20 protein-coding genes, 1 other RNA gene and 1 pseudogene are annotated in these 17,939 nt (G+C 45.3%); 10 read left to right on the top strand and 12 right to left on the bottom strand.

From position 1 onward, the window contains the following. Positions 1 to 176 precede the first annotated feature (176 nt). The gene (locus L5M71_RS13580) at positions 177 to 740 is read right to left on the bottom strand and encodes a recombinase family protein (protein WP_263207486.1); all 564 of its coding nucleotides are present in this window, start codon (positions 738 to 740) and stop codon (positions 177 to 179) included. A 491-nt stretch (positions 741 to 1,231) separates the two neighbouring features. On the opposite strand from L5M71_RS13580, the gene L5M71_RS13575 reads away from it, so the two are divergent. From L5M71_RS13575 to L5M71_RS13570, 3 genes are read left to right on the top strand one after another with little or no spacing between them, the layout of a single operon-like run. Then, positions 1,232 to 1,459: a hypothetical protein gene (locus L5M71_RS13575; protein ID WP_263207484.1), complete on the top strand. Its 228-nt coding sequence runs from the start codon at positions 1,232 to 1,234 to the stop codon at positions 1,457 to 1,459. Between the two features lie 48 nt (positions 1,460 to 1,507). Then, positions 1,508 to 1,825 carry a helix-turn-helix domain-containing protein gene (locus L5M71_RS23140; RefSeq protein WP_411569132.1) on the top strand — a complete coding sequence of 106 codons (318 nt, stop codon included), beginning with the start codon at positions 1,508 to 1,510 and terminating at the stop codon, positions 1,823 to 1,825. Beyond that, positions 1,791 to 2,726 (top strand): reverse transcriptase family protein, encoded by a 936-nt coding sequence (locus L5M71_RS13570; RefSeq protein ID WP_263207482.1) that lies wholly within the window; start codon positions 1,791 to 1,793, stop codon positions 2,724 to 2,726. Before L5M71_RS23140 ends, L5M71_RS13570 begins: the two co-directional genes overlap by 35 nt. 73 nt (positions 2,727 to 2,799) lie before the next feature. Here the strand turns inward: L5M71_RS13570 and L5M71_RS13565 are convergent, their stop codons facing one another. The 4 genes and pseudogenes from L5M71_RS13565 to rsmI all read right to left on the bottom strand — a co-directional run bounded on the left by L5M71_RS13565 (position 2,800) and on the right by rsmI (position 5,656). Next, a complete protein-coding gene (locus tag L5M71_RS13565; protein ID WP_263207480.1) occupies positions 2,800 to 4,131 on the bottom strand; it encodes a tyrosine-type recombinase/integrase in 1,332 nt (443 codons plus the stop codon). Positions 4,132 to 4,164: 33 nt separating this feature from the next. After that, positions 4,165 to 4,305: pseudogene (locus L5M71_RS23135) on the bottom strand (DUF6538 domain-containing protein); the annotation flags it as partial. Positions 4,306 to 4,396: 91 nt separating this feature from the next. Further along, positions 4,397 to 4,748, bottom strand: an RNA gene (gene rnpB / locus L5M71_RS13560) — RNase P RNA component class A. Positions 4,749 to 4,813: 65 nt separating this feature from the next. Then, complete coding sequence (rsmI, locus tag L5M71_RS13555; RefSeq protein ID WP_105250522.1) at positions 4,814 to 5,656, bottom strand: 16S rRNA (cytidine(1402)-2'-O)-methyltransferase; 843 nt, start codon at positions 5,654 to 5,656, stop codon at positions 4,814 to 4,816. Between the two features lie 88 nt (positions 5,657 to 5,744). On the opposite strand from rsmI, the gene L5M71_RS13550 reads away from it, so the two are divergent. From L5M71_RS13550 to dolP, 4 genes are all read left to right on the top strand, one after another. Beyond that, on the top strand, positions 5,745 to 7,640 hold the full coding sequence (locus tag L5M71_RS13550; RefSeq protein WP_219251812.1) for a penicillin-binding protein activator: 1,896 nt from the start codon (positions 5,745 to 5,747) through the stop codon (positions 7,638 to 7,640). Beyond that, positions 7,637 to 7,963 (top strand): YraN family protein, encoded by a 327-nt coding sequence (locus L5M71_RS13545; protein WP_105250524.1) that lies wholly within the window; start codon positions 7,637 to 7,639, stop codon positions 7,961 to 7,963. Before L5M71_RS13550 ends, L5M71_RS13545 begins: the two co-directional genes overlap by 4 nt. A 108-nt stretch (positions 7,964 to 8,071) precedes the next feature. Next, a complete protein-coding gene (locus L5M71_RS13540; RefSeq protein ID WP_105250525.1) occupies positions 8,072 to 8,665 on the top strand; it encodes a phosphoheptose isomerase in 594 nt (197 codons plus the stop codon). Next, entirely contained in the window at positions 8,662 to 9,228 is a 567-nt protein-coding gene (dolP, locus tag L5M71_RS13535) for a division/outer membrane stress-associated lipid-binding lipoprotein (RefSeq protein ID WP_105250526.1), read from the top strand. Before L5M71_RS13540 ends, dolP begins: the two co-directional genes overlap by 4 nt. A 75-nt stretch (positions 9,229 to 9,303) precedes the next feature. Here dolP and L5M71_RS13530 read toward each other — a convergent pair whose 3' ends face one another. Continuing rightward, entirely contained in the window at positions 9,304 to 10,188 is an 885-nt protein-coding gene (locus L5M71_RS13530) for a DMT family transporter (protein WP_131525400.1), read from the bottom strand. A 120-nt stretch (positions 10,189 to 10,308) separates the two neighbouring features. On the opposite strand from L5M71_RS13530, the gene L5M71_RS13525 reads away from it, so the two are divergent. Next, entirely contained in the window at positions 10,309 to 11,181 is an 873-nt protein-coding gene (locus L5M71_RS13525) for a LysR substrate-binding domain-containing protein (protein WP_173913161.1), read from the top strand. Between the two features lie 61 nt (positions 11,182 to 11,242). On the opposite strand, the gene trpS is transcribed toward L5M71_RS13525, so the two are convergent. The 3 genes from trpS to rpe form a co-directional block, all read right to left on the bottom strand. Next, entirely contained in the window at positions 11,243 to 12,241 is a 999-nt protein-coding gene (gene trpS, locus L5M71_RS13520) for a tryptophan--tRNA ligase (protein ID WP_113941452.1), read from the bottom strand. A gap of 70 nt (positions 12,242 to 12,311) precedes the next feature. Then, complete coding sequence (locus L5M71_RS13515) at positions 12,312 to 12,989, bottom strand: phosphoglycolate phosphatase (protein ID WP_131525402.1); 678 nt, start codon at positions 12,987 to 12,989, stop codon at positions 12,312 to 12,314. 5 nt (positions 12,990 to 12,994) lie between these two features. Further along, positions 12,995 to 13,669 carry a ribulose-phosphate 3-epimerase gene (gene rpe, locus L5M71_RS13510; protein ID WP_219234824.1) on the bottom strand — a complete coding sequence of 225 codons (675 nt, stop codon included), beginning with the start codon at positions 13,667 to 13,669 and terminating at the stop codon, positions 12,995 to 12,997. A gap of 276 nt (positions 13,670 to 13,945) precedes the next feature. On the opposite strand from rpe, the gene L5M71_RS13505 reads away from it, so the two are divergent. After that, on the top strand, positions 13,946 to 14,311 hold the full coding sequence (locus L5M71_RS13505; protein ID WP_105250531.1) for a hypothetical protein: 366 nt from the start codon (positions 13,946 to 13,948) through the stop codon (positions 14,309 to 14,311). Further along, complete coding sequence (locus L5M71_RS13500) at positions 14,311 to 14,496, top strand: DUF2970 domain-containing protein (RefSeq protein WP_131525403.1); 186 nt, start codon at positions 14,311 to 14,313, stop codon at positions 14,494 to 14,496. The genes L5M71_RS13505 and L5M71_RS13500 overlap by 1 nt, the downstream gene beginning before the upstream one ends. Before the next feature lie 18 nt (positions 14,497 to 14,514). Here L5M71_RS13500 and L5M71_RS13495 read toward each other — a convergent pair whose 3' ends face one another. The 3 genes from L5M71_RS13495 to aroB are packed head-to-tail and all read right to left on the bottom strand — an operon-like array spanning position 14,515 to position 17,931. Further along, complete coding sequence (locus tag L5M71_RS13495; RefSeq protein WP_131525404.1) at positions 14,515 to 15,354, bottom strand: Dam family site-specific DNA-(adenine-N6)-methyltransferase; 840 nt, start codon at positions 15,352 to 15,354, stop codon at positions 14,515 to 14,517. A gap of 48 nt (positions 15,355 to 15,402) precedes the next feature. Next, positions 15,403 to 16,836: an AAA family ATPase gene (locus L5M71_RS13490; RefSeq protein WP_263168371.1), complete on the bottom strand. Its 1,434-nt coding sequence runs from the start codon at positions 16,834 to 16,836 to the stop codon at positions 15,403 to 15,405. A gap of 18 nt (positions 16,837 to 16,854) precedes the next feature. Beyond that, positions 16,855 to 17,931, bottom strand: a complete 1,077-nt coding sequence (gene aroB, locus L5M71_RS13485) for a 3-dehydroquinate synthase (RefSeq protein ID WP_263168370.1) — start codon at positions 17,929 to 17,931, stop codon at positions 16,855 to 16,857. Positions 17,932 to 17,939: the final 8 nt, after the last annotated feature.

The following is a 17,939-nucleotide window of genomic DNA, read 5'->3' as shown; positions in this document are numbered from 1 at the left end:
GGGTTATTAGACTGCATGCCCTCCCACCTTATGAACTACCAATAACAACCAATAACAACCAATAGAAATAAAAAAGCCCTCTAATTAGAAGGCTTTATAAATTCTAGGCGTGATAAAAACAATAGATTTACTATGGGTATTACTACGAGTTTACTATAGAAAAACAACCATTAACTTTATGACTTAATAAACCGATAGAGAGTCGCAACCCCAACACCAGTAGCTCTAGCGGCCTCTTCTTTAGTCAACCCGCTATTAACAAGCTCAACTGCACGTTGACACCTCTTAACAGTATCAGGTGACTGCTGACGGCCTTTATACTTCCCTTCTTCTTTAGCCTTAGCTATCCCAAGTATCTGCTTCTCTAAAATCTGCTCTCTTTGCATTGTAGCGACAGCTGCTAATGTCGTTATAACCATTTTACCCGTTGCGCTAGTTACATCTATACGACCTAAATCATCAACTATCAGTGATACATTCCGATTGGACATATCCCCAATAAAGTCGAGAACTTCAGTGGTATTACGCCCTAACCGTGACAAGTCCTGCACAACTATAGTGTCAGACGCTCTAACTGTCTGGCAAAGAGAAACAAAGGCTGGTCTATCTAACGACTTACCACTAAAGTTTTCAGCAAACAGGTTATTCAGTGGCACATTATATTTGTTACGCAAGTAATCAACCTGAGGTCTTAAGTTTTGCCCTTCCGTGCTCACCCTTGCGTATATGTACGTTGTCATTCCACCACCAAACCTATCACTAGAACACCCTAATGATAACCCTATCATATAAGTCTGTCAATCCCCAAATGATAGAGTGAAATGAATGTGTCATCTGGGTATAGTGATGTGATAGAGCGTGACTGGACAATATTAAATTTGACTCACAGTCAAAAATTGTTGCATTTAGAAAAATTAGCTGTAGTATTGATAGCGTACAAGGTGTACCACCTTGATGCAGATTAAAAGCTAAAACTATTTGTATTGAACAAGTTTGTGGCTCTTTTGATTGAGTCGATTACCTTAAACAGTAGTCTGCCACCCAGATAAGTTTGACCAAGCTATCCACTAGGGCTCAGCATCCACAGAGTTCTTGAAAGTTAAGTTAAATTAGACTGGTACGCACTTTTAGTGCGCAAAATGAGTGACCTGCGCTGTCTATGTCATTTCTATTCAGTTCAATATTGTTTGACTGGTGCAATAACGCACTGATTAGACGGATGGTTTTTACGATGAAGAATCAACAGCTTTTAAAAAGTTCTATCGAATCATTAAAATTGATACAGATAGAGCTGCATGATGACATAGACAGCAGTAAACGCTTGGAGCTTGAAAAGGTAATTAAGGAACTTGAAAGCTGCGAAACTGAGCCTTCACCCCGCCAACTTCTTACGAAGATAGGAAAGGTGATAGTTTGGATACCAGCCATTGAGCGATTTATAAATCTTTTTCTGGAGTAGTAACCATGAAGCATTTACAGCGGGTCACATCTTTTTAGAGTAATAATTATGAATATTAGCAAATCATTAAAACTTTGCCGAACGCAAAAAGGAATGACCAAAACTAAGCTGTCAGAGCTCGCTGATATATCAGTGTCATACCTCTCCCTTTTAGAGCAAGGGAAAAGAGACCCCAATCTGTCTACGGTTAACAAAATCTGTAGCGCGTTAAATATACCTGTTAGTATCTTTATGTTTCTAGCGGCGGATTCTAATGAGCTAAACGGAATCAGTAATGAACTAGCTGAAAAACTATCCTTAACAGCTCTCCAGCTAATTGAGGCTGACGCAATTGAAACCACTTTACCCTCATCAACCCATAGCTAAGTTAGATTCCTTATCGCTAGCATTAGGGCTAACCACCAGTGAATTGCTTAACTTAGCAAGCGCGGCAGATGACTTCTTCATTTTACAAAAGGAAATTCTCAAAGCGGATGGTTCCAAAAGACAGGTTTACGATGTCAAGCCAGAGCTCAAAAGGGTGCACGAGAAAATCAAGGCGATATTCTTAAAACAAATTAAGTACCCATCCTTTTTACATGGCAGCTTAAAGGGTAAGGATTACCTAAGTAACATTAAGCAGCATACAGGTCAGCGAGTAGTTATAAGTGAAGATGTTTCAAACTTCTTCCCATCTATCAGCAGCAAGGTTGTCCATGAAGTATGGGCTGGGGTTTTCGGTTTTTCAAATGAGGTAGCAAGCTGCCTGACAAAACTAGTCACCCTCAATGGCTTCTTAGTGCAAGGGGCTAAACCGAGTAGCTACCTATGTAATTTAGTTCTCTGGAGTAGAGAGGCTAGGCTTGTTAGCAACTTCGAAAGAAAGGGATATTCATACACCCGTTATGTTGACGACATAACCATATCATCACCAAACAATATTGGGAAAGATGAGGTTACCGATATAATAACGAAAACCTACTCAATGCTAAAAACTATAGGAGCTAAACCCAACAGGCAAAAGCATAAAGTTATGCCTAATGGAAGAAATCAAGCAGTGCACAGGGTGAACGTAAACAGTGGCACTCCAACCCTTCCAAAAAAGGAAAGGCAAAAAATAAAAGCTGCCGTATATGAGTGCGAACAAGCTCATACAACAAAAAGTCCAACTCCTGCCTATAGAACCCTTTTCAATAGAACCATGGGAAGGGTAAACAACCTAAAAAGAATACATCCCTCAGAAGGTTTAAATCTCAGCATGCGATTATCAATGATAAAGCCAACCTAGGGATTTTAAAATTCCCACAAACACATGCAACAAGCCCCGCTAGAGACTAAAGACCTCGACATATCAATATGCATCACCAATCTGTAATTGCATCGACAACACAAAACAGCGACTTAACATCAAAGTCATGTGTATACCTCTTAGATATTCCTAATTCAGTCTTTTGGTGACCCACAACAGTCTGAAACAATGAAGTACCTACACCACACTGCTGAACTTTAGTAATAAATGAGTGCCTAAAACTGTGTAGGGTATAACGCTGCCCCTTCTCATTGCTGACAGGAATTTCAAGCTCCTCAAGCAGCGACTGAACATGATAGGTCAATCGGTTTGGGTTTTGAGATATCTCAGGGAAAAGCAAATCGTCACATTGTTGGGTGAACTCGATAAACCCTAGTTCAATAAGCGTGTTGTGTAGTGGTATAGGCCTAGTCGCCGCATCGGTCTTACCCGATTTAATCCACAAGTAATGTCGTTGAGTATCCTCATCCAACTTCACGCTATCCTTACTTAGGCCAACAATATCCCCTCTTCTTGCCCCTGTGAATATCGCTAGTAAGACAGTCCACTTTTCCCAGCCTTCTAACGATATCGCTTTATCCTTGAGCTTTTTAATTTGAGTATCAGAAAAATTAGCATACGAAACAGACTTAACTTCATACCTCACATTAGCAGTGGGCGCCATTTGGAACATATCCCTTTCAGAGGTCAGGTAGGCACTAAAAAAGCTCTGGCATAACTTAAGCATACCCTTCACAGTCTTGTCTGATACCTTATCCTGCTCAGTAATATCCTCCTCATCCACAGCCATTATGTCTTGAACAGTCATTGCGTGATAAGGCTTGATATTGCCCTTAGGGAAATCCTGATACCGACTGAGCAACCCCTTAATCATCTGCTTATTGATTAACGTGACCTCTATGTCCCCCCAAAACTCAAGCATCACCTCGTAAAGGCGGTTGTTATTGGTCACTATCTTATGAGTCCAGTCAGACTTAAATCGAGTAAAATCAACCCAAGCCTCACTTAATAAATATGGTTTACCTGCTTCTGAATCAACCTCTGACAACTGTTTAGCCTTACTTAACACCCTTTCAAAGACTGGCGAACGACCATTGCATATACGCTCAATCATGCCCTCTGATAAGGTTAGCGCAAGCTGTTCAAAGTTACGTCTCGACTCGATATCTGCTGGTGGGGTGGTTTTCAACCCATAGTCCAACGGTTCGTACCTCGCACCGCCATTTTTGAGGCTGTCCCGAATATCATCAGCCATAACCTCAAACATCACCGCTGCATTACTATCGTTATGAGGGTCACGCTCATGTTCGGTGAGACTATCAGCCCAAGAGTAATCTGTTAACTCAGCAAATAGTTGTTTTAGTGAGATGTGCGGAGACTTCATAGATTTAATACGCCTAATAACTGCTAACTTGGGTGCTATTCTAGCAACTGCATCACCATAAGAGTCAGTGAATAGGGAATATTTTATTTCAGAGTATGAAGTGTATTGCTTAAATCTAGAGGGGACTCTATAACGGAAGTAATATGTATGATTTCTTTGGAAGATATAGCGCATTGTGTACCAACCTGTGGCTCAAGTTGTGTACCAATAGAATGACTTGATAGTAAGAATCCCTACAGCCCCCTGTTTCCAAGGGGTGTAGAAATAATTGAGTTGGCCGATAAGCCGGGTCCTGTCTTGGACAGTCATTCATCTAGGCCTGCAATCGCTCACAGGCTCAAGCGACCTACCCGGTTCCAACGCGAGCCACGCCATACGGAACCCTATTTGGTCTTGCTCCGGGTGGAGTTTACCTTGCTACGAACTATTGCTAGCCGCACGGTGCGCTCTTACCGCACCCTTTCACCCTTACCGACCTGATAAATCAGGCAGGCGGTCTACTCTCTGTTGCACTTGTCGTCGGTTCGCACCGCCCAGGCGTTACCTGGCACCCCGCTCTTTGGAGCCCGGACTTTCCTCCCCGTTCTTGCGAACGCGGCGACTGTCTGGCCAACTCGGCGCGGATTATAGCCTAAGCCACCCTGATGCACCACAGATAATCCGCTCGTAACCGTTTTAGCGCTTATAAATCAGACTCTAGGCCGTATTTATACAGAGCATTCTTTTTAAGTCCATGAATTTGCGCGGCAATTGCTGCGGCTTTCTTCAATGGCAATTCTTCACATAAGAGTTTGAGCGTATTAATAGCGACGGTGGGAATCGCTTCGTCATCACTCAAATGGTAGCCATGCACCATAAGCACGATTTCACCCTTCTGCTGATTCGGGTCAGTACTTACGGTGGCAAGCACCTCTGAGACAGGGCCAGATAAAAAAGTTTCGAAGGTTTTGGTCACTTCACGCGCCATGACGACATGGCGTTCGCCACCAAGCACTTCAACCATAGTCGTTAGACTGTGCTCAATGCGGTGTGGTGATTCATAAAATATCAGCGTGCGCGGATCTTCTTTCAATGCCAATAACTTATCAGCGCGGGCTTTTTCTTTAGAGGGCAGAAAACCTTCGAAAGAAAAACGGTCCGATGGCAAACCCGAGGCGCTCAGGGCGGTAATTGCCGCGCAAGGGCCGGGCAAAGGGATCACATTAAACCCAGATTGGCGCACATGGGAGACCAAGTGATAACCCGGATCGGAAATCAGCGGGGTACCCGCATCTGAAATTAATGCAATTGACAACCCAGCTGCAAGCTGATCGACAATCCACTGGGCACGAGCACGCTCGTTATGATCATGCAGCGCCGTAGTTTTTGTAGTAATACCAAAGTGGCTCAATAACTTACCGCTGTGGCGAGTATCTTCACAGGCGATCAATGAAACCTGATTCAGCACCTCTATTGCCCGTGAGCTCATATCGCCCAAATTACCTATGGGAGTAGGAACTATGTAGAGTGCGACGCTTTGGTCCATATATACCTCTGTAATGACAGTGCCAAGACTTTCGTCAAGCGCGAGAGAAGGTTAAACTAGAGGCTGCATCTTACCAGAGTGAAGCCCAGTGTTAAAAAGCCTGAATACAACTAAGTTCGTTTCCGTGGCCATTTTATCGGTAATCTTGGCGGGTTGTGGCACTTCAACGCCCACCTCGACCGGAACTGCACCCACAGTGGCCACCTCTTTAGCATCCGCACCTTTGTCGGCCAATGTGTATTTGGCACAAGCCGCCAATAGCAAAGATCCGCAGCAGCGCGATACTAATCTGCTGCTCGCAGCCCATGCCTACATCAATGCCAACGACTACGCAGCAGCGCAGAAGCTACTTAAATCGATACAGCCAAGCTTGAATCAGAGTCCAACATTTTTGGCCGAACATAAATACTTGACCGCGCGCGTGCTTGAACACACGTCCACCTATAGTGATGCACTTAAAGTTCTCAATTATCCAAGCAATTGGAGTTTGCCAAGCTGGCAGATGACGGCTTATCACCAATTCAAGGCGCATTTATATCAATTGAATAAACAGCCTATTGAGCAAGTGCGTGAACTGAGTTTACTGACGACTTACTTGCCCCCCGCCCAAGCCAACGAGGTGAATAACGCGATTTGGCAAGTGCTGCAGCCAATGCACGAACAAACCTTAAAAGCCTTTACCCAAGATGCTAAGACTCCTGTGTTTACGGGTTGGTTGCAATTGGCTTATATCGCGAAGCATTATGCTGTCGATCCGACACAGTTAGTACGCTACTTAGGCGAATGGCAGAAACAAAATCCTTATCATCCTGCAGCGGCTAAGCTACCCGCCGATCTTGACAGAGCCTTAAACGCTAAGCCATTTACGCCAAAAAACATTGCTGTGCTGTTGCCGCTGACGGGCCCAAGAGCTAACGCTGCCAATGCAATTCGCCAAGGCATATTAGCCAGTTACATGGCAAAGCAAAATGACCAAGTCGCAGTCAACTTTTATGACACGGCAAACGATGCTGCCAGCGCTTACCAACAGGCGCTAACTGCGGGAGCCGAATTTATTATTGGCCCATTATTGCCTACTGAAATTGAACAACTGCAAGTGAGCAATGCGGCAAACACTGCCGCCACTAATGCGGTGACTAATACTGCTAACCCAGACAAAACGGCCAATACAGCACCTGCTACGCCTGTGCCACAACTATATTTAAATCAAGTAGATAAGTTCACCCCCGATCCGAATAAGTTCTACTTTGCATTATCTCCCGCACAAGAGGCGGCCGATGCGGCGGAGCATTTATATCAAGATGGCGTAACTATGCCGTTACTGCTCGCCAGTAACGATGCCCTTGGCAAACGCATGGCCGAAAGCTTTATTCAAGCATGGAAAAAGAAGAGCGATAACCCTGTCGAAGTTCACTACTTCGATGGAGGTGATAAAATGCGCACCACAGTACAAGATGCCCTTGGCGTGCGCGATAGCCAAGAGCGGATCGCCCGTATTAAAGAACTGTTAGGCAATTCAGTACAAGCCGACTTCCGCTCGCGCCAAGATATTGATGCCATTTATATGATTTCAACGCCACAGGATCTAACCCTGCTCAAGGCCTTTATCGACGTAAACTTTAGCGTTTTCACACAACCTGTGCCTTTATATACCTCAAGCCGCAGCCGAGTTGAAAATGAAAGCACACAAACGGCGCAGGATTTAAATAACCTGACCCTAAGCGACGCACCTTGGCTAATGCAAAACGGCGAAGAAAATCTGATGGTCAACACACTATTTTCGGGCTGGAATAACAGTCAGAAACGTTTGTTTGTTATGGGTTATGATGCAATGGATTTGATCGGCCGTTTAGCGCAAATGCGCTCATTCACGGGTTATCAATTCAATGGTCGCAGTGGTGCTTTATCTGTCAGTCCAGATGGCATAGTCAACCGCCAATTAAGCTGGGGACGTTATGAAAGAGGTAGCTTCCGCCAGCTATGACACTCGGACAGCAGGCAGAATCGCACGCCCAACGTTACCTTGAACAACAAGGCTTAACTTTTGTCGAACGTAATGTCCGCTATCCGTTTGGAGAAATTGATTTAATCATGCGCCATAAAAACCATTGGGTATTTGTCGAAGTGAAGTATCGTTCGGCAAATCAATATGGCGGCGCATTACAGGCCCTAAGCAGCGCGCAGATCTCGCGAATTCGCAAAGCGGCTAGCCACTATTTACAACTCAATAGACTCGATGTGCCCTGTCGTTTCGATGTCATCGCCATGGAAGCCGATCAAATTCATTGGCTGGTCGATGCCTTTTAAGCGCCAATAGTGAAAGAGTGACTACACAAATTATTTTAACGTCTGTGCCTCAACACGCTTGTGGAAATATGGCATGATAGCAACACTTTATCCTGAAAGGATGTATCCATGTTAGAACGCATTAAAGACAGCTTTACTGAATCTATCCAGACTAAAATCGATGCAGCCGAAGCACTGCCAGAATCCATCGCCAAAGCGGCCGAAATGATGGTGCATTGTCTTTTGGGTGGCAATAAAATCCTTGCTTGCGGTAACGGCGGCAGTGCTGGCGATGCGCAACATTTCTCAGCAGAACTGCTAAACCGCTACGAGATTGAGCGTCCACCCTTACCAGCCATCGCTCTGTCTACCGATACTTCAACCATCACAGCTATCGCCAACGACTATAGCTATGATGAGATTTTCTCAAAACAGATTTTTGCCTTAGGTCAACCGGGCGATATTCTGCTTGCTATCTCGACCAGTGGTAACTCAGGTAACGTGATTAAAGCCATTGAAGCCGCATTAAGCCGCGACATGACTATCGTAGCGCTAACAGGTAAAGATGGCGGTGCTATGGCTGGCCTACTGAGCGTGAACGATGTGGAAATCCGCGTACCTTCAAATGTCACTGCACGTATCCAAGAAGTGCACCTACTGGTGATCCATTGCCTGTGTGACAATATTGACCGCACCCTCTTCCCACAGGACGAGCAGCAATGAGACACGCTGCCCCGCTGTTAATGGTTTGCTTGCTGCTTCAAGGCTGCGCCGGTGCCGTTATGGTGGGCGCAGTCAGTGGCGCTATGATGGCCAACGACGAACGTACTGTTAAGACTCAGCTTGATGATACCAATACTGATTTTAAGATCACCAGCGCACTGCTAGAGCAAGAAGATCTTAAAAAACAAACGAATATCACAGGTGTATCCGTCAATGGCAATGTACTTATGATAGGCCAAGCCCCTAACTCTACGTTAAGGGATAAAGCCATCAAGGTCGTACAAGATCTTAAGCTCGGCGGCAAAATACATAATCAAATCCGCATTGGCAATCCAACCTCTTTCACCACCCGCAGCAATGACACTTGGGTTACGACCAAAGTGAAGGGCCGCATGCTGAACGAAAAAGATTTGGATGTGACTCGCATTAAAGTCATCACTGAAAATGGTGAAGTCTTCCTGCTGGGGGTTATTCATCGCTCACAAGCAGACTTAGCTGTTGATATCGCCCGTAATACTGCTGGCGTGCGTAAAGTGGTGAAAGTATTTGAGTATGCTAAGTAATTTTGCAGTTTACCTATTTAAAACTTGAGCCTAAGTGGTGAGCTAACTCGCCCACTTAGGCTTAAACCCTCGCGGTTATTTTCCCGTGAGTGTATCCGCTATCTTAGGTGCCGATTTTGATAGGAGCGAACCTAGCCAAGGTAAAAACAATGAAGGCAATACGATTAAGGCTGCACCGAGCCAACTTAAGTTATCCAACCATTCATCGAACAACAACCAGCCTAAAAAGACAATAAACAACAAGCCTGTGTATTCCGCAATCGCAATATCACTCGCCTGGGCCTTGCGGTAAGCCAGCACACAAAACCAGTGATAAACCAATAAAAATGCGTTGCTCAGCAAGGCCACGCCCACCAGCTCCCAACTCAAACCCTCAATCCCCTGAAACGCTGCAATCACTAACGTTGCCGGAATACCCAGCAAGTTATATAGCATTAGCGTTAGCACGGGATGCTCAGCATGGGGCACTTTTTTAAGTGCTAACTGATTCACTGCAAAGGTAAAAGCAGAAAACAGCACAGCAATGCCGTACCAGTTCATTTCGCTCGGTCGCAGGATAATCAAGATGCCGACAAAACCTAAGCCAGTACAGATTGTCTGAGCAGCGGTGATCCTCTCGCTCAGGAAGAAATACCCCATCAAAATAATCATTAGCGGTGCAGAGTAAAACAATGAGCTAACTGTCGCGAGCGGCAATGCCATTAAGCCTATAATTAAAAAAAGCGCGCCAACTGAGCCTATGTTGGCACGCCAAAGGTGAACTGAGATATGTGTCGTCATCGGACGCTGCGAATACAGCCACACTGGCAACAACATAAATACTGAAGAGATTTGCCTGACAAGGAGGAAAGTCGAGGCACTCGCATCGTCCGGTAACCACTTGATCGACACATCATAGAAGGCACTGAATAGGTTACCTACTATCAATAAAATCAAACCAATAACTACTGGGCGTTGCATTTTTTAACATCCATAAATCTCAATGGCGGCATGATAATCCTCGCAAAACTTAAGCTGAAATGATGCTTTCTCATGCTAGATGAATTAAATTCATACTAAAGCCTTTAGATATTGAAAATCATGAGAAAGCTCCCGCCATTACGCGCTCTACAAGTGTTTGAAGCTGCCGCCAGACAGCAGCATTTTTCTAAGGCCGCCGATGAACTGTGCATCACCCAAAGTGCAGTGTCGCACCAAGTGCGAGTATTAGAAGAGTATTTTGGCGAGCAACTGTTCGACCGTCAGGGGCGTAAACTGCAGTTAACGCCTAAGGGGCACGGACTATTTTTAGAGTTAGAGAGGATATTCAACGAGTTAAGCGACCTCAACTTAAAAGTACGCGATACGCCAAATCAACAGCTCTGCCTAGCCGTTTACAGCTCATTTTCAGTAAAATGGTTGATCCCAAGACTCGCCGATTTTCGCCGCCAATATCCGAGCGTGAAAATCCGCCTCGAGATGATCACCCAAGATCCTGATCTAAGCACCAGCACCGCGGATATCTTCATCGCTGGTAAGCTAAATCAACGTGGCTATTGGCAACAGTTACTGCACAAAGAGCGTTTAATTCCTGTATGCAGCCCCAGTTTTTACCTTAAATGGCGCGACATAAGCCTGAGTAATTTCCAGCAACAAGCTCTGCTGGTGGTTGATGAAGGGCCATTAGGGCTTGACTGGCACAAGTGGTCATCGGCGCACCAAATACCACTCGATAACGAACAACAGCATGTGTTTAGTCATATTGTGATGGCGATTGAAGCGGCGATTGCTGGCCAAGGCTTAGCCCTAGCGCCGGACTTTATGGTGGCTGGCGATATCACCACGGGGCGTTTAGTCGCCTTGAATCTTCCCGATGTGCATACCGGATTTGAATTTACCTTCTTTTGTAAGCAACGCCGTTTATCAGAACCAGCGATTGCCGCTTTCTCATCTTGGCTAAAATCACAGGCTTAGGATGAATTTACAGGCACAAAAAAGCCGACGCGAACGTCGGCTTAATTTATCGATCGATTGATTACACTAACAAACCAATCTTCTCATACACTTTCTTCAGGGTCACTTCGGCGCGCGCCTGCGCACTCTGTGCACCAGCTTTCATCACTTGGTCTAAGTAAGCGCGATCGCTACGAATCGCGCGGTAACGCTCTTGTAGTGGCTCTAACATGCTCACAACCGCTTCACCTGCTGCACCTTTCAAATGGCCATACATCTTGCCTTCAAACTCGGCTTCTAGGCTCGCAATGCTTTGCCCTGTCACACCCGACATGAGACTCAGCAGGTTAGAAACACCCGGTTTATTATCCACATCAAAACGCACGACTGGCGGCTCATCACTGTCTGTCATGGCTTTTTTCAGCTTCTTCAGCACTGATTTCGGATCTTCTAGCAGGCCGATAACGTTATTACGATTATCGTCTGACTTAGACATCTTCTTTAGCGGCTCCTGCAGTGACATAACTTTAGCGCCAAGCTCAGGAATAAACGGCTCAGGAATGGTGAAAGTATCACCATAGGCATTGTTAAAACGAGTAGCGATATCACGCGTTAACTCAAGGTGTTGCTTCTGATCTTGGCCAACAGGGATTTCGTTCGCTTGATAAATCAGAATATCCGCCGCCATCAACACTGGGTAGCCAAATAAACCCACGTTGATGTTGTTAGCGTGCTTTTGTGATTTATCTTTAAACTGAGTCATGCGGCTCAACTCGCCCATTTGGGTATAGCAGTTTAATGCCCAACCCAATTGCGTATGTTGTGGCACCTGTGACTGGATAAACACTGTACTCTTTTTAGGATCGACGCCACAGGCCAAATACAGGGCTAAGGTATCTAAACACGCTTCGCGCAATGCTTTAGGATCTTGGCGCACAGTAATGGCATGCAAATCAACTACACAATACAGGCAGTCGTGGCTATCTTGCATCGCAACCCATTGACGCAATGCACCCATGTAGTTACCTATGGTTAATTCGCCGGACGGCTGTGCACCGCTGAGTACTATGGGTTTGGTCATTACGTCATTGCTCCACTATCTATATATAAAAAGACTAAAAAAAATCGACTAAAGAACAGGTAACCCCCCATTACTTGGTAGGTTTTACCCAGTTCAGAATCTCACTAAATTGCTCACATACGGCATCTGGGCCACTGAGGCCAATATCTTCACCGTAGTTGTAGCCGTAGGTCAAGCCGATTGACGCTATCCCAGCCGCTTTCGCCGCTAAAATGTCGTTTTTAGAATCGCCGACCATCAATAACTCAGTTTTCTCCAATTGCCACTCATGCAATAAATGCTGCAGCGGCAAAGGGTCAGGCTTCATCTTAGCTAAGGTATCGCCACCTAACACTAAGCTGAAAAAGTCGTTAATCCCAAAAGCATTGAGTAATGGCATGGTAAAACGATAGGGTTTATTGGTGACAACCGCTAACTTAAAGCCTGCATCAAACAAAGTTTGCAGCACTTGATGCACGTCGCTATACAGCGCACTGTGCTTTTCAAGATTTTCTTGATAATGATGCATAAAAATCGGCATAGCCGCATCAAGGGTTGTTTGCTCAACATCCGTACCCAAAGCATGACTCATAGCACGGCGCATCAACATCTCTGCACCGTTACCGACCCAAGTACGAACTTGCGCCTCAGAGCAGCTCTTCAAACCTAACTCAGTCAAGGCTTCCTGCGTAGCAACGGTTAGGTCCGGCACACTGTCAATCAGCGTGCCATCTAGATCAAACGCAATCGCTTTAATCTTATCCCACATGGCTATTATGCCCCAACTTTAGCAAGTTCGGCACGCATCTCATCAACAACGGCCTTATAATCGGGCTTGCCGAAAATAGCCGAGCCCGCAACAAACATGTCCGCACCGGCGGCCGCGATTTCGGCGATATTGTCGACCTTAACGCCGCCATCGACTTCTAAACGAATATCAAAACCACTGACATCAATACGCGCACGCACTTGGCGCAGCTTATCTAAGGTTGATGGAATAAAGGATTGACCACCAAAACCAGGGTTCACTGACATCAATAGGATCACGTCGAGTTTATCCATCACATGGTCAAGATAATGCAGTGGTGTCGCAGGGTTAAACACGAGACCCGCCTTACAACCGCACTCTTTGATGAGCTGAAGTGTGCGATCGACGTGCTCAGAGGCTTCTGGGTGGAAAGTAATAATAGACGCGCCCGCTTTAGCAAAATCAGGCACGATACGGTCAACCGGCTTGACCATCAAATGCACATCAATATCAGCGGTAATCCCATAGTTACGCAGTGCTTGGCACACCATAGGGCCAATCGTTAAGTTAGGAACATAGTGATTATCCATCACATCAAAATGTACTACGTCGGTTCCCGCATCTAACACAGCTTTTACATCGTCACCCAAACGGGCAAAATCGGCAGATAAAATTGATGGAGCAATCAAGAATGGACGCATAAAACACTCGCTGCTATTTGGATAAAAAGTGCCTTATTTTACCCTGAGCCAAGCTAAGCCTCTATAGCTAAAGCCACATTTCTGGCAATTGATCCGCTGTGCCTATGTCAGCAAAGCAGCACACTCTGCAGCTATCGCAGTAAATTGGGGCTTAGATTCGGTAAAATAAGCTAATATTTCCGAGCATTTTGGCTGGAATTGATAATTTTTTGTTCATAAACTAAGCGAGTTTGTTATACTCGAGGCGCAGTGCTGGTTCATTCCAAAGGAAGCGTTATGATGGAGCGGTTTAGTCAGTTTTCACACTATGTTAGGTCGGTGACATTTAAGTCATCTATGATGTTGGCATTTACTGCAGTTGTAGTGGCCACGCTAGCTTTTGGCGTTGAAAAACTTACGGAAAATACCGAAACTGCATCTTGCGCTTGTAGCAATGACACTCGTTACAACAATGCACTGCCCAGTAGCCACCCTAATAATCGCTGCGCCGATCAAGCACAAACCTTAAGCTGGAAAACGTGGCTTACAGGTAAAAACCGTTCGAGTCAGTTCCACTTTGTCGACCTACTTGAACTATTACATGGTCATCAAGATAAACCTATGGATGATCTCAAGCCCACTACGTCGCATCTCGCCTATTAATGCTTAGCCGCATTTGGCAAGTATTCCACAGTACCATTGCCGCCTTTTTCGGGGTACAAACTAGCGAAAATCGTAAAAAAGATTTTCAAACCAGTTCCCCATTGCCCTACATAGTGATGGGCATAGTGTTAGCTGTCATCCTAGTGGCAAGTCTGATGTTTCTCGTAGGACAAGTGCTTAGCTAAACGTTATTTATGTTGAAACTAGTCGTCTTTTGGATCGTAGTTTTCATCATATAGCGCCATCAACTCATCCACTTTGTTACGACCACTGCCATTTTGGCTAATGTTGCGTTGCACTTGAATTTTCGCTAAATGCGCGCCGCGATATAACTCGCGAGTTAATGGAATATCGTGATTACTAATCAATACCGGAATACCACGCTCTAACGCGGTATGGCGTGAATGACGAGCCAGCAGTGCTTGATCGTCTAAACTAAAACCTGCGCCAACATATGTCGTGAAACTGGATGTAGTAGATAACGGTGCGTAAGGTGGATCGCAATAGATAACATCGCCACTGCGTGTCTGCTCAAAGGCTTTTTCGTAACCAATGCATTTAAACTCAGCACGTTGCGCTTTTTCAGAAAAGGCCCAGATTTCCTTTTCGGGGAAATAAGGTTTTTTATAGGAGCCGAAGGGCACATTGAAGCCACCCTTACGGTTATAACGGCATAAGCCATTAAAACCATGGCGATTTAAATAAAGAAAATACACAGAACGCTGGAAAGGGTCGCGACATTTATTAAAGTCGGTCCGCACCTGATAGTAAGCTTCCTTTTGATTCATCTCATCGACAAACAATGCTTTAGCTGCGGCAATGTATGCTTCTGGTTGATGCTTCACTATCTGATATAACTCGATCAAGTCCTGATTAATGTCACAGAGCAGGTAGCTAGGATAATCCGTATTCAAGAAAACGGATCCTGCACCCACAAACGGCTCGACCAAACGGTCTCCTGCGGGTAAATAACTGGCTAAATCATCCACCAATTTAAATTTACCGCCAGCCCACTTAAGGAAGGCTCTGTGTTTTTTTATCATTTAACTTGATGAATGCCGACAAAAATAAAGGCCATGATTGTACTCTGTTTATTCTGAAATTTCACGATTTGAGAGACTTTCTTCTACTTGATAATCTTTCAAATCGGCCCATTTTCTGACCCAAGGTTGCTCAAAACGATACTCCTTAACCAATTGAGCCGCCGCATTCGAAGCCAATTTGCTACTGCTGTAGTGACCAACGAGGACAACCCACCGCTGTTTATACTTTGCGACTCGAACACCCTCGACATTCTCAAGACTCTTTAATGTCGAACGCAGGGTATCTAACTGAGCAACACTCGCTATTTGTACGGTATAACCTTTGAGTGGCTTTTGCGGTTCCAAAACTGTTTTATCAACCTTTGCCACCTCTGGCGCTGGGGACTGAACATCTACCGTTTTAGCTTGAGGCTCTGCATCCACAGTTGGCTCATCACCACCAAAAGACTTGCTACTGACTTCACCAACGATCACTAAGGCTGCATCATCAGGCTCAGGATGTGGTGCCTCACCATGGAATTCACTTAATGGATCGACAGCCGGTTCTGTTTTGGCTTTGGATGTTTCTATTTCGTTAACGGTCACGGGTACGGCGGCAAACTTTAATTGATCAGCGCGCAGAGCAAAATAGGGGGCTAAGATTTTTTGCCCATAGGACAAGAAAGCGGGTGAATCTATCGCAGGAAAAGTCGCAGTCTCTAGGGCTTGCTCTTCAGAAAATGGTTGAGTAACACCAAGCCAAATACCTAGCGCTAACAACATGCTCACAGCTGTCACCACAGCTTTATATTTCATCCAAGAAGATGTTTTCTCTTGCGGGCTATGCAAGGCTTTATCTAACAGATTGACCACTTCTTGCGGCGTACCCATTTGCTTCTCAAGCTGACTGCGTACGATTTCCCTTGGCGTAAAAGGGTTTTGATCGCTGTATCTCAGCAATGTTTGATACAAAGCTTCACGCTCTGGCATGGTTAACGGCTCAATACTGATAGGCAATATTTGCCGCCGCAATTGCTCGGGTAATTGTGGCAATAGGTCCGCTAAGAATGCCGGTGGAACCGTGAGCGTGACGGCAATATTCTTACCCGCACACTGGATCTGATTGAGAATAATACACTCAGCCCAGAGCGCCTTAGGTAATAAATGCGCATCATCGATAATAATATGTAAAGGTTTAGTTTGCGTGCTCGCAAGCCGCAACAGGGTATCGGCGAGGGGAATGTCGTCGTCAAAAATAGGGGATGAAATTAGCTGGACTAGAATTTTGCGGCGTATCTCAGCGTTATCGGCATGCATAGGACAAATCACAAATGCCGCATTTGACTCGTCAAAATCGGTCGCTAATCCGGTAACTAAGGTCGTTTTTCCTGAACCGCTGACACCAGAAAGCACCAGCAGCTGATCGCTATAACTGGCAACATGATGCATTCTTTGTATGAGGGCTTCCTGAGAAGGAAGCAAGACAGAACCCTGAAACGTCACTCGCCCACCACACAGTTTTTATGCGCAGCGAATAACCTGTTCAAGGGTAGATTCTGTGACTTGACTAAACACATCCGCGCGGCCTATTGCCGTTGGGAGCACCAGTCGAATCTGACCGCCTAAAACTTTTTTATCGCGTCGCATATGTTGAATGAAACTGTCGAAATCCATAGATTCCGGCGCACTCACTGGAAGTTCAAAAGCTTGTAGTAACTGTATGATACGACAAACTATTGACTCATCGATAAGCCCCAGTGCTTTAGCTGTTTTAGCAGCAAGGACTGTGCCAGCTGACACGGCTTCACCATGCAGCCAATTACCGTAGCCCATTTCGGCTTCAATCGCGTGACCAAAGGTATGACCCAGATTCAACAAAGCACGCACGCCCTGCTCAGTTTCATCTTGGCTAACCACATCGGCTTTAATCTCACAGCAACGAGAGATAGCATAAACTAATGCTTCGGCATCTAAGGTTTTTAGCGCCGTTACATTATCTTCAAGCCATTGAAAAAAATCAGCATCCCACATGATGCCATACTTGATGACTTCCGCCATTCCCGCCGCAAACTCGCGCGCTGGAAGCGTATGTAAACATAAAGTATCGATAAGCACGATTTGTGGCTGATAAAAGGCCCCAATCATGTTTTTACCAAGAGGATGGTTAACAGCCGTTTTACCGCCGACGGAAGAATCCACCTGCGACAATAAAGTTGTCGGAATTTGAATAAAATCGATCCCACGTTGATAACATGCCGCGGCAAAGCCCGTCATATCACCAATCACGCCGCCACCCAAAGCCACCAGCACAGAATCTCGACCATAGTTTTGCTGCAGCAATGCAGTAAAAATAGTATCTAGATGTGCTAAGTCTTTGAATTGTTCGCCATCGGGAAGGATAACACTCTCGACCTCACCAAACGAAGCCATCGTCTCTTGTATCTGTTTAAGATACAAAGGCGCGACAGTTTCATTGGTGACGATAAGAATACGTTTTTTAAGCAGGTAGCGAGACAAAGTCTCGCCATCACTCATCAAATTCTGGCCAATGTAAATGGGATAACTACGTACACCTAAATCAACCTGAATTTGCTTCATAAATTCTG

Source organism: Shewanella sp. SW1, assembly GCF_025653545.1.
In the GTDB taxonomy this organism is placed as follows: domain Bacteria; phylum Pseudomonadota; class Gammaproteobacteria; order Enterobacterales; family Shewanellaceae; genus Shewanella; species Shewanella oncorhynchi.
Note: the sequence above shows the minus strand (reverse complement) of the source record. Positions and strands in the feature narration are given on the sequence as shown.

Bases quoted from the DNA above. Each gene is read 5' to 3' on its own strand.
- L5M71_RS13575 (WP_263207484.1), top strand. From the start codon at position 1,232: ATGAAGAATCAACAGCTTTTAAAAAGTTCTATCGAATCATTAAAATTG.
- L5M71_RS13525 (WP_173913161.1), top strand. From the start codon at position 10,309: ATGAGAAAGCTCCCGCCATTACGCGCTCTACAAGTGTTTGAAGCTGCC.
- L5M71_RS23140 (WP_411569132.1), top strand. From the start codon at position 1,508: ATGAATATTAGCAAATCATTAAAACTTTGCCGAACGCAAAAAGGAATG.
- L5M71_RS13505 (WP_105250531.1), top strand. From the start codon at position 13,946: ATGATGGAGCGGTTTAGTCAGTTTTCACACTATGTTAGGTCGGTGACA.
- L5M71_RS13530 (WP_131525400.1), bottom strand. From the start codon at position 10,188: ATGCAACGCCCAGTAGTTATTGGTTTGATTTTATTGATAGTAGGTAAC.
- L5M71_RS13500 (WP_131525403.1), top strand. From the start codon at position 14,311: ATGCTTAGCCGCATTTGGCAAGTATTCCACAGTACCATTGCCGCCTTT.
- L5M71_RS13495 (WP_131525404.1), bottom strand. From the start codon at position 15,354: ATGATAAAAAAACACAGAGCCTTCCTTAAGTGGGCTGGCGGTAAATTT.
- rsmI (WP_105250522.1), bottom strand. From the start codon at position 5,656: ATGGACCAAAGCGTCGCACTCTACATAGTTCCTACTCCCATAGGTAAT.
- aroB (WP_263168370.1), bottom strand. From the start codon at position 17,931: ATGAAGCAAATTCAGGTTGATTTAGGTGTACGTAGTTATCCCATTTAC.
- L5M71_RS13580 (WP_263207486.1), bottom strand. From the start codon at position 740: ATGACAACGTACATATACGCAAGGGTGAGCACGGAAGGGCAAAACTTA.
- dolP (WP_105250526.1), top strand. From the start codon at position 8,662: ATGAGACACGCTGCCCCGCTGTTAATGGTTTGCTTGCTGCTTCAAGGC.
- L5M71_RS13515 (WP_131525402.1), bottom strand. From the start codon at position 12,989: ATGTGGGATAAGATTAAAGCGATTGCGTTTGATCTAGATGGCACGCTG.
- L5M71_RS13545 (WP_105250524.1), top strand. From the start codon at position 7,637: ATGACACTCGGACAGCAGGCAGAATCGCACGCCCAACGTTACCTTGAA.
- rpe (WP_219234824.1), bottom strand. From the start codon at position 13,669: ATGCGTCCATTCTTGATTGCTCCATCAATTTTATCTGCCGATTTTGCC.
- L5M71_RS13565 (WP_263207480.1), bottom strand. From the start codon at position 4,131: ATGAAGTCTCCGCACATCTCACTAAAACAACTATTTGCTGAGTTAACA.
- L5M71_RS13540 (WP_105250525.1), top strand. From the start codon at position 8,072: ATGTTAGAACGCATTAAAGACAGCTTTACTGAATCTATCCAGACTAAA.
- trpS (WP_113941452.1), bottom strand. From the start codon at position 12,241: ATGACCAAACCCATAGTACTCAGCGGTGCACAGCCGTCCGGCGAATTA.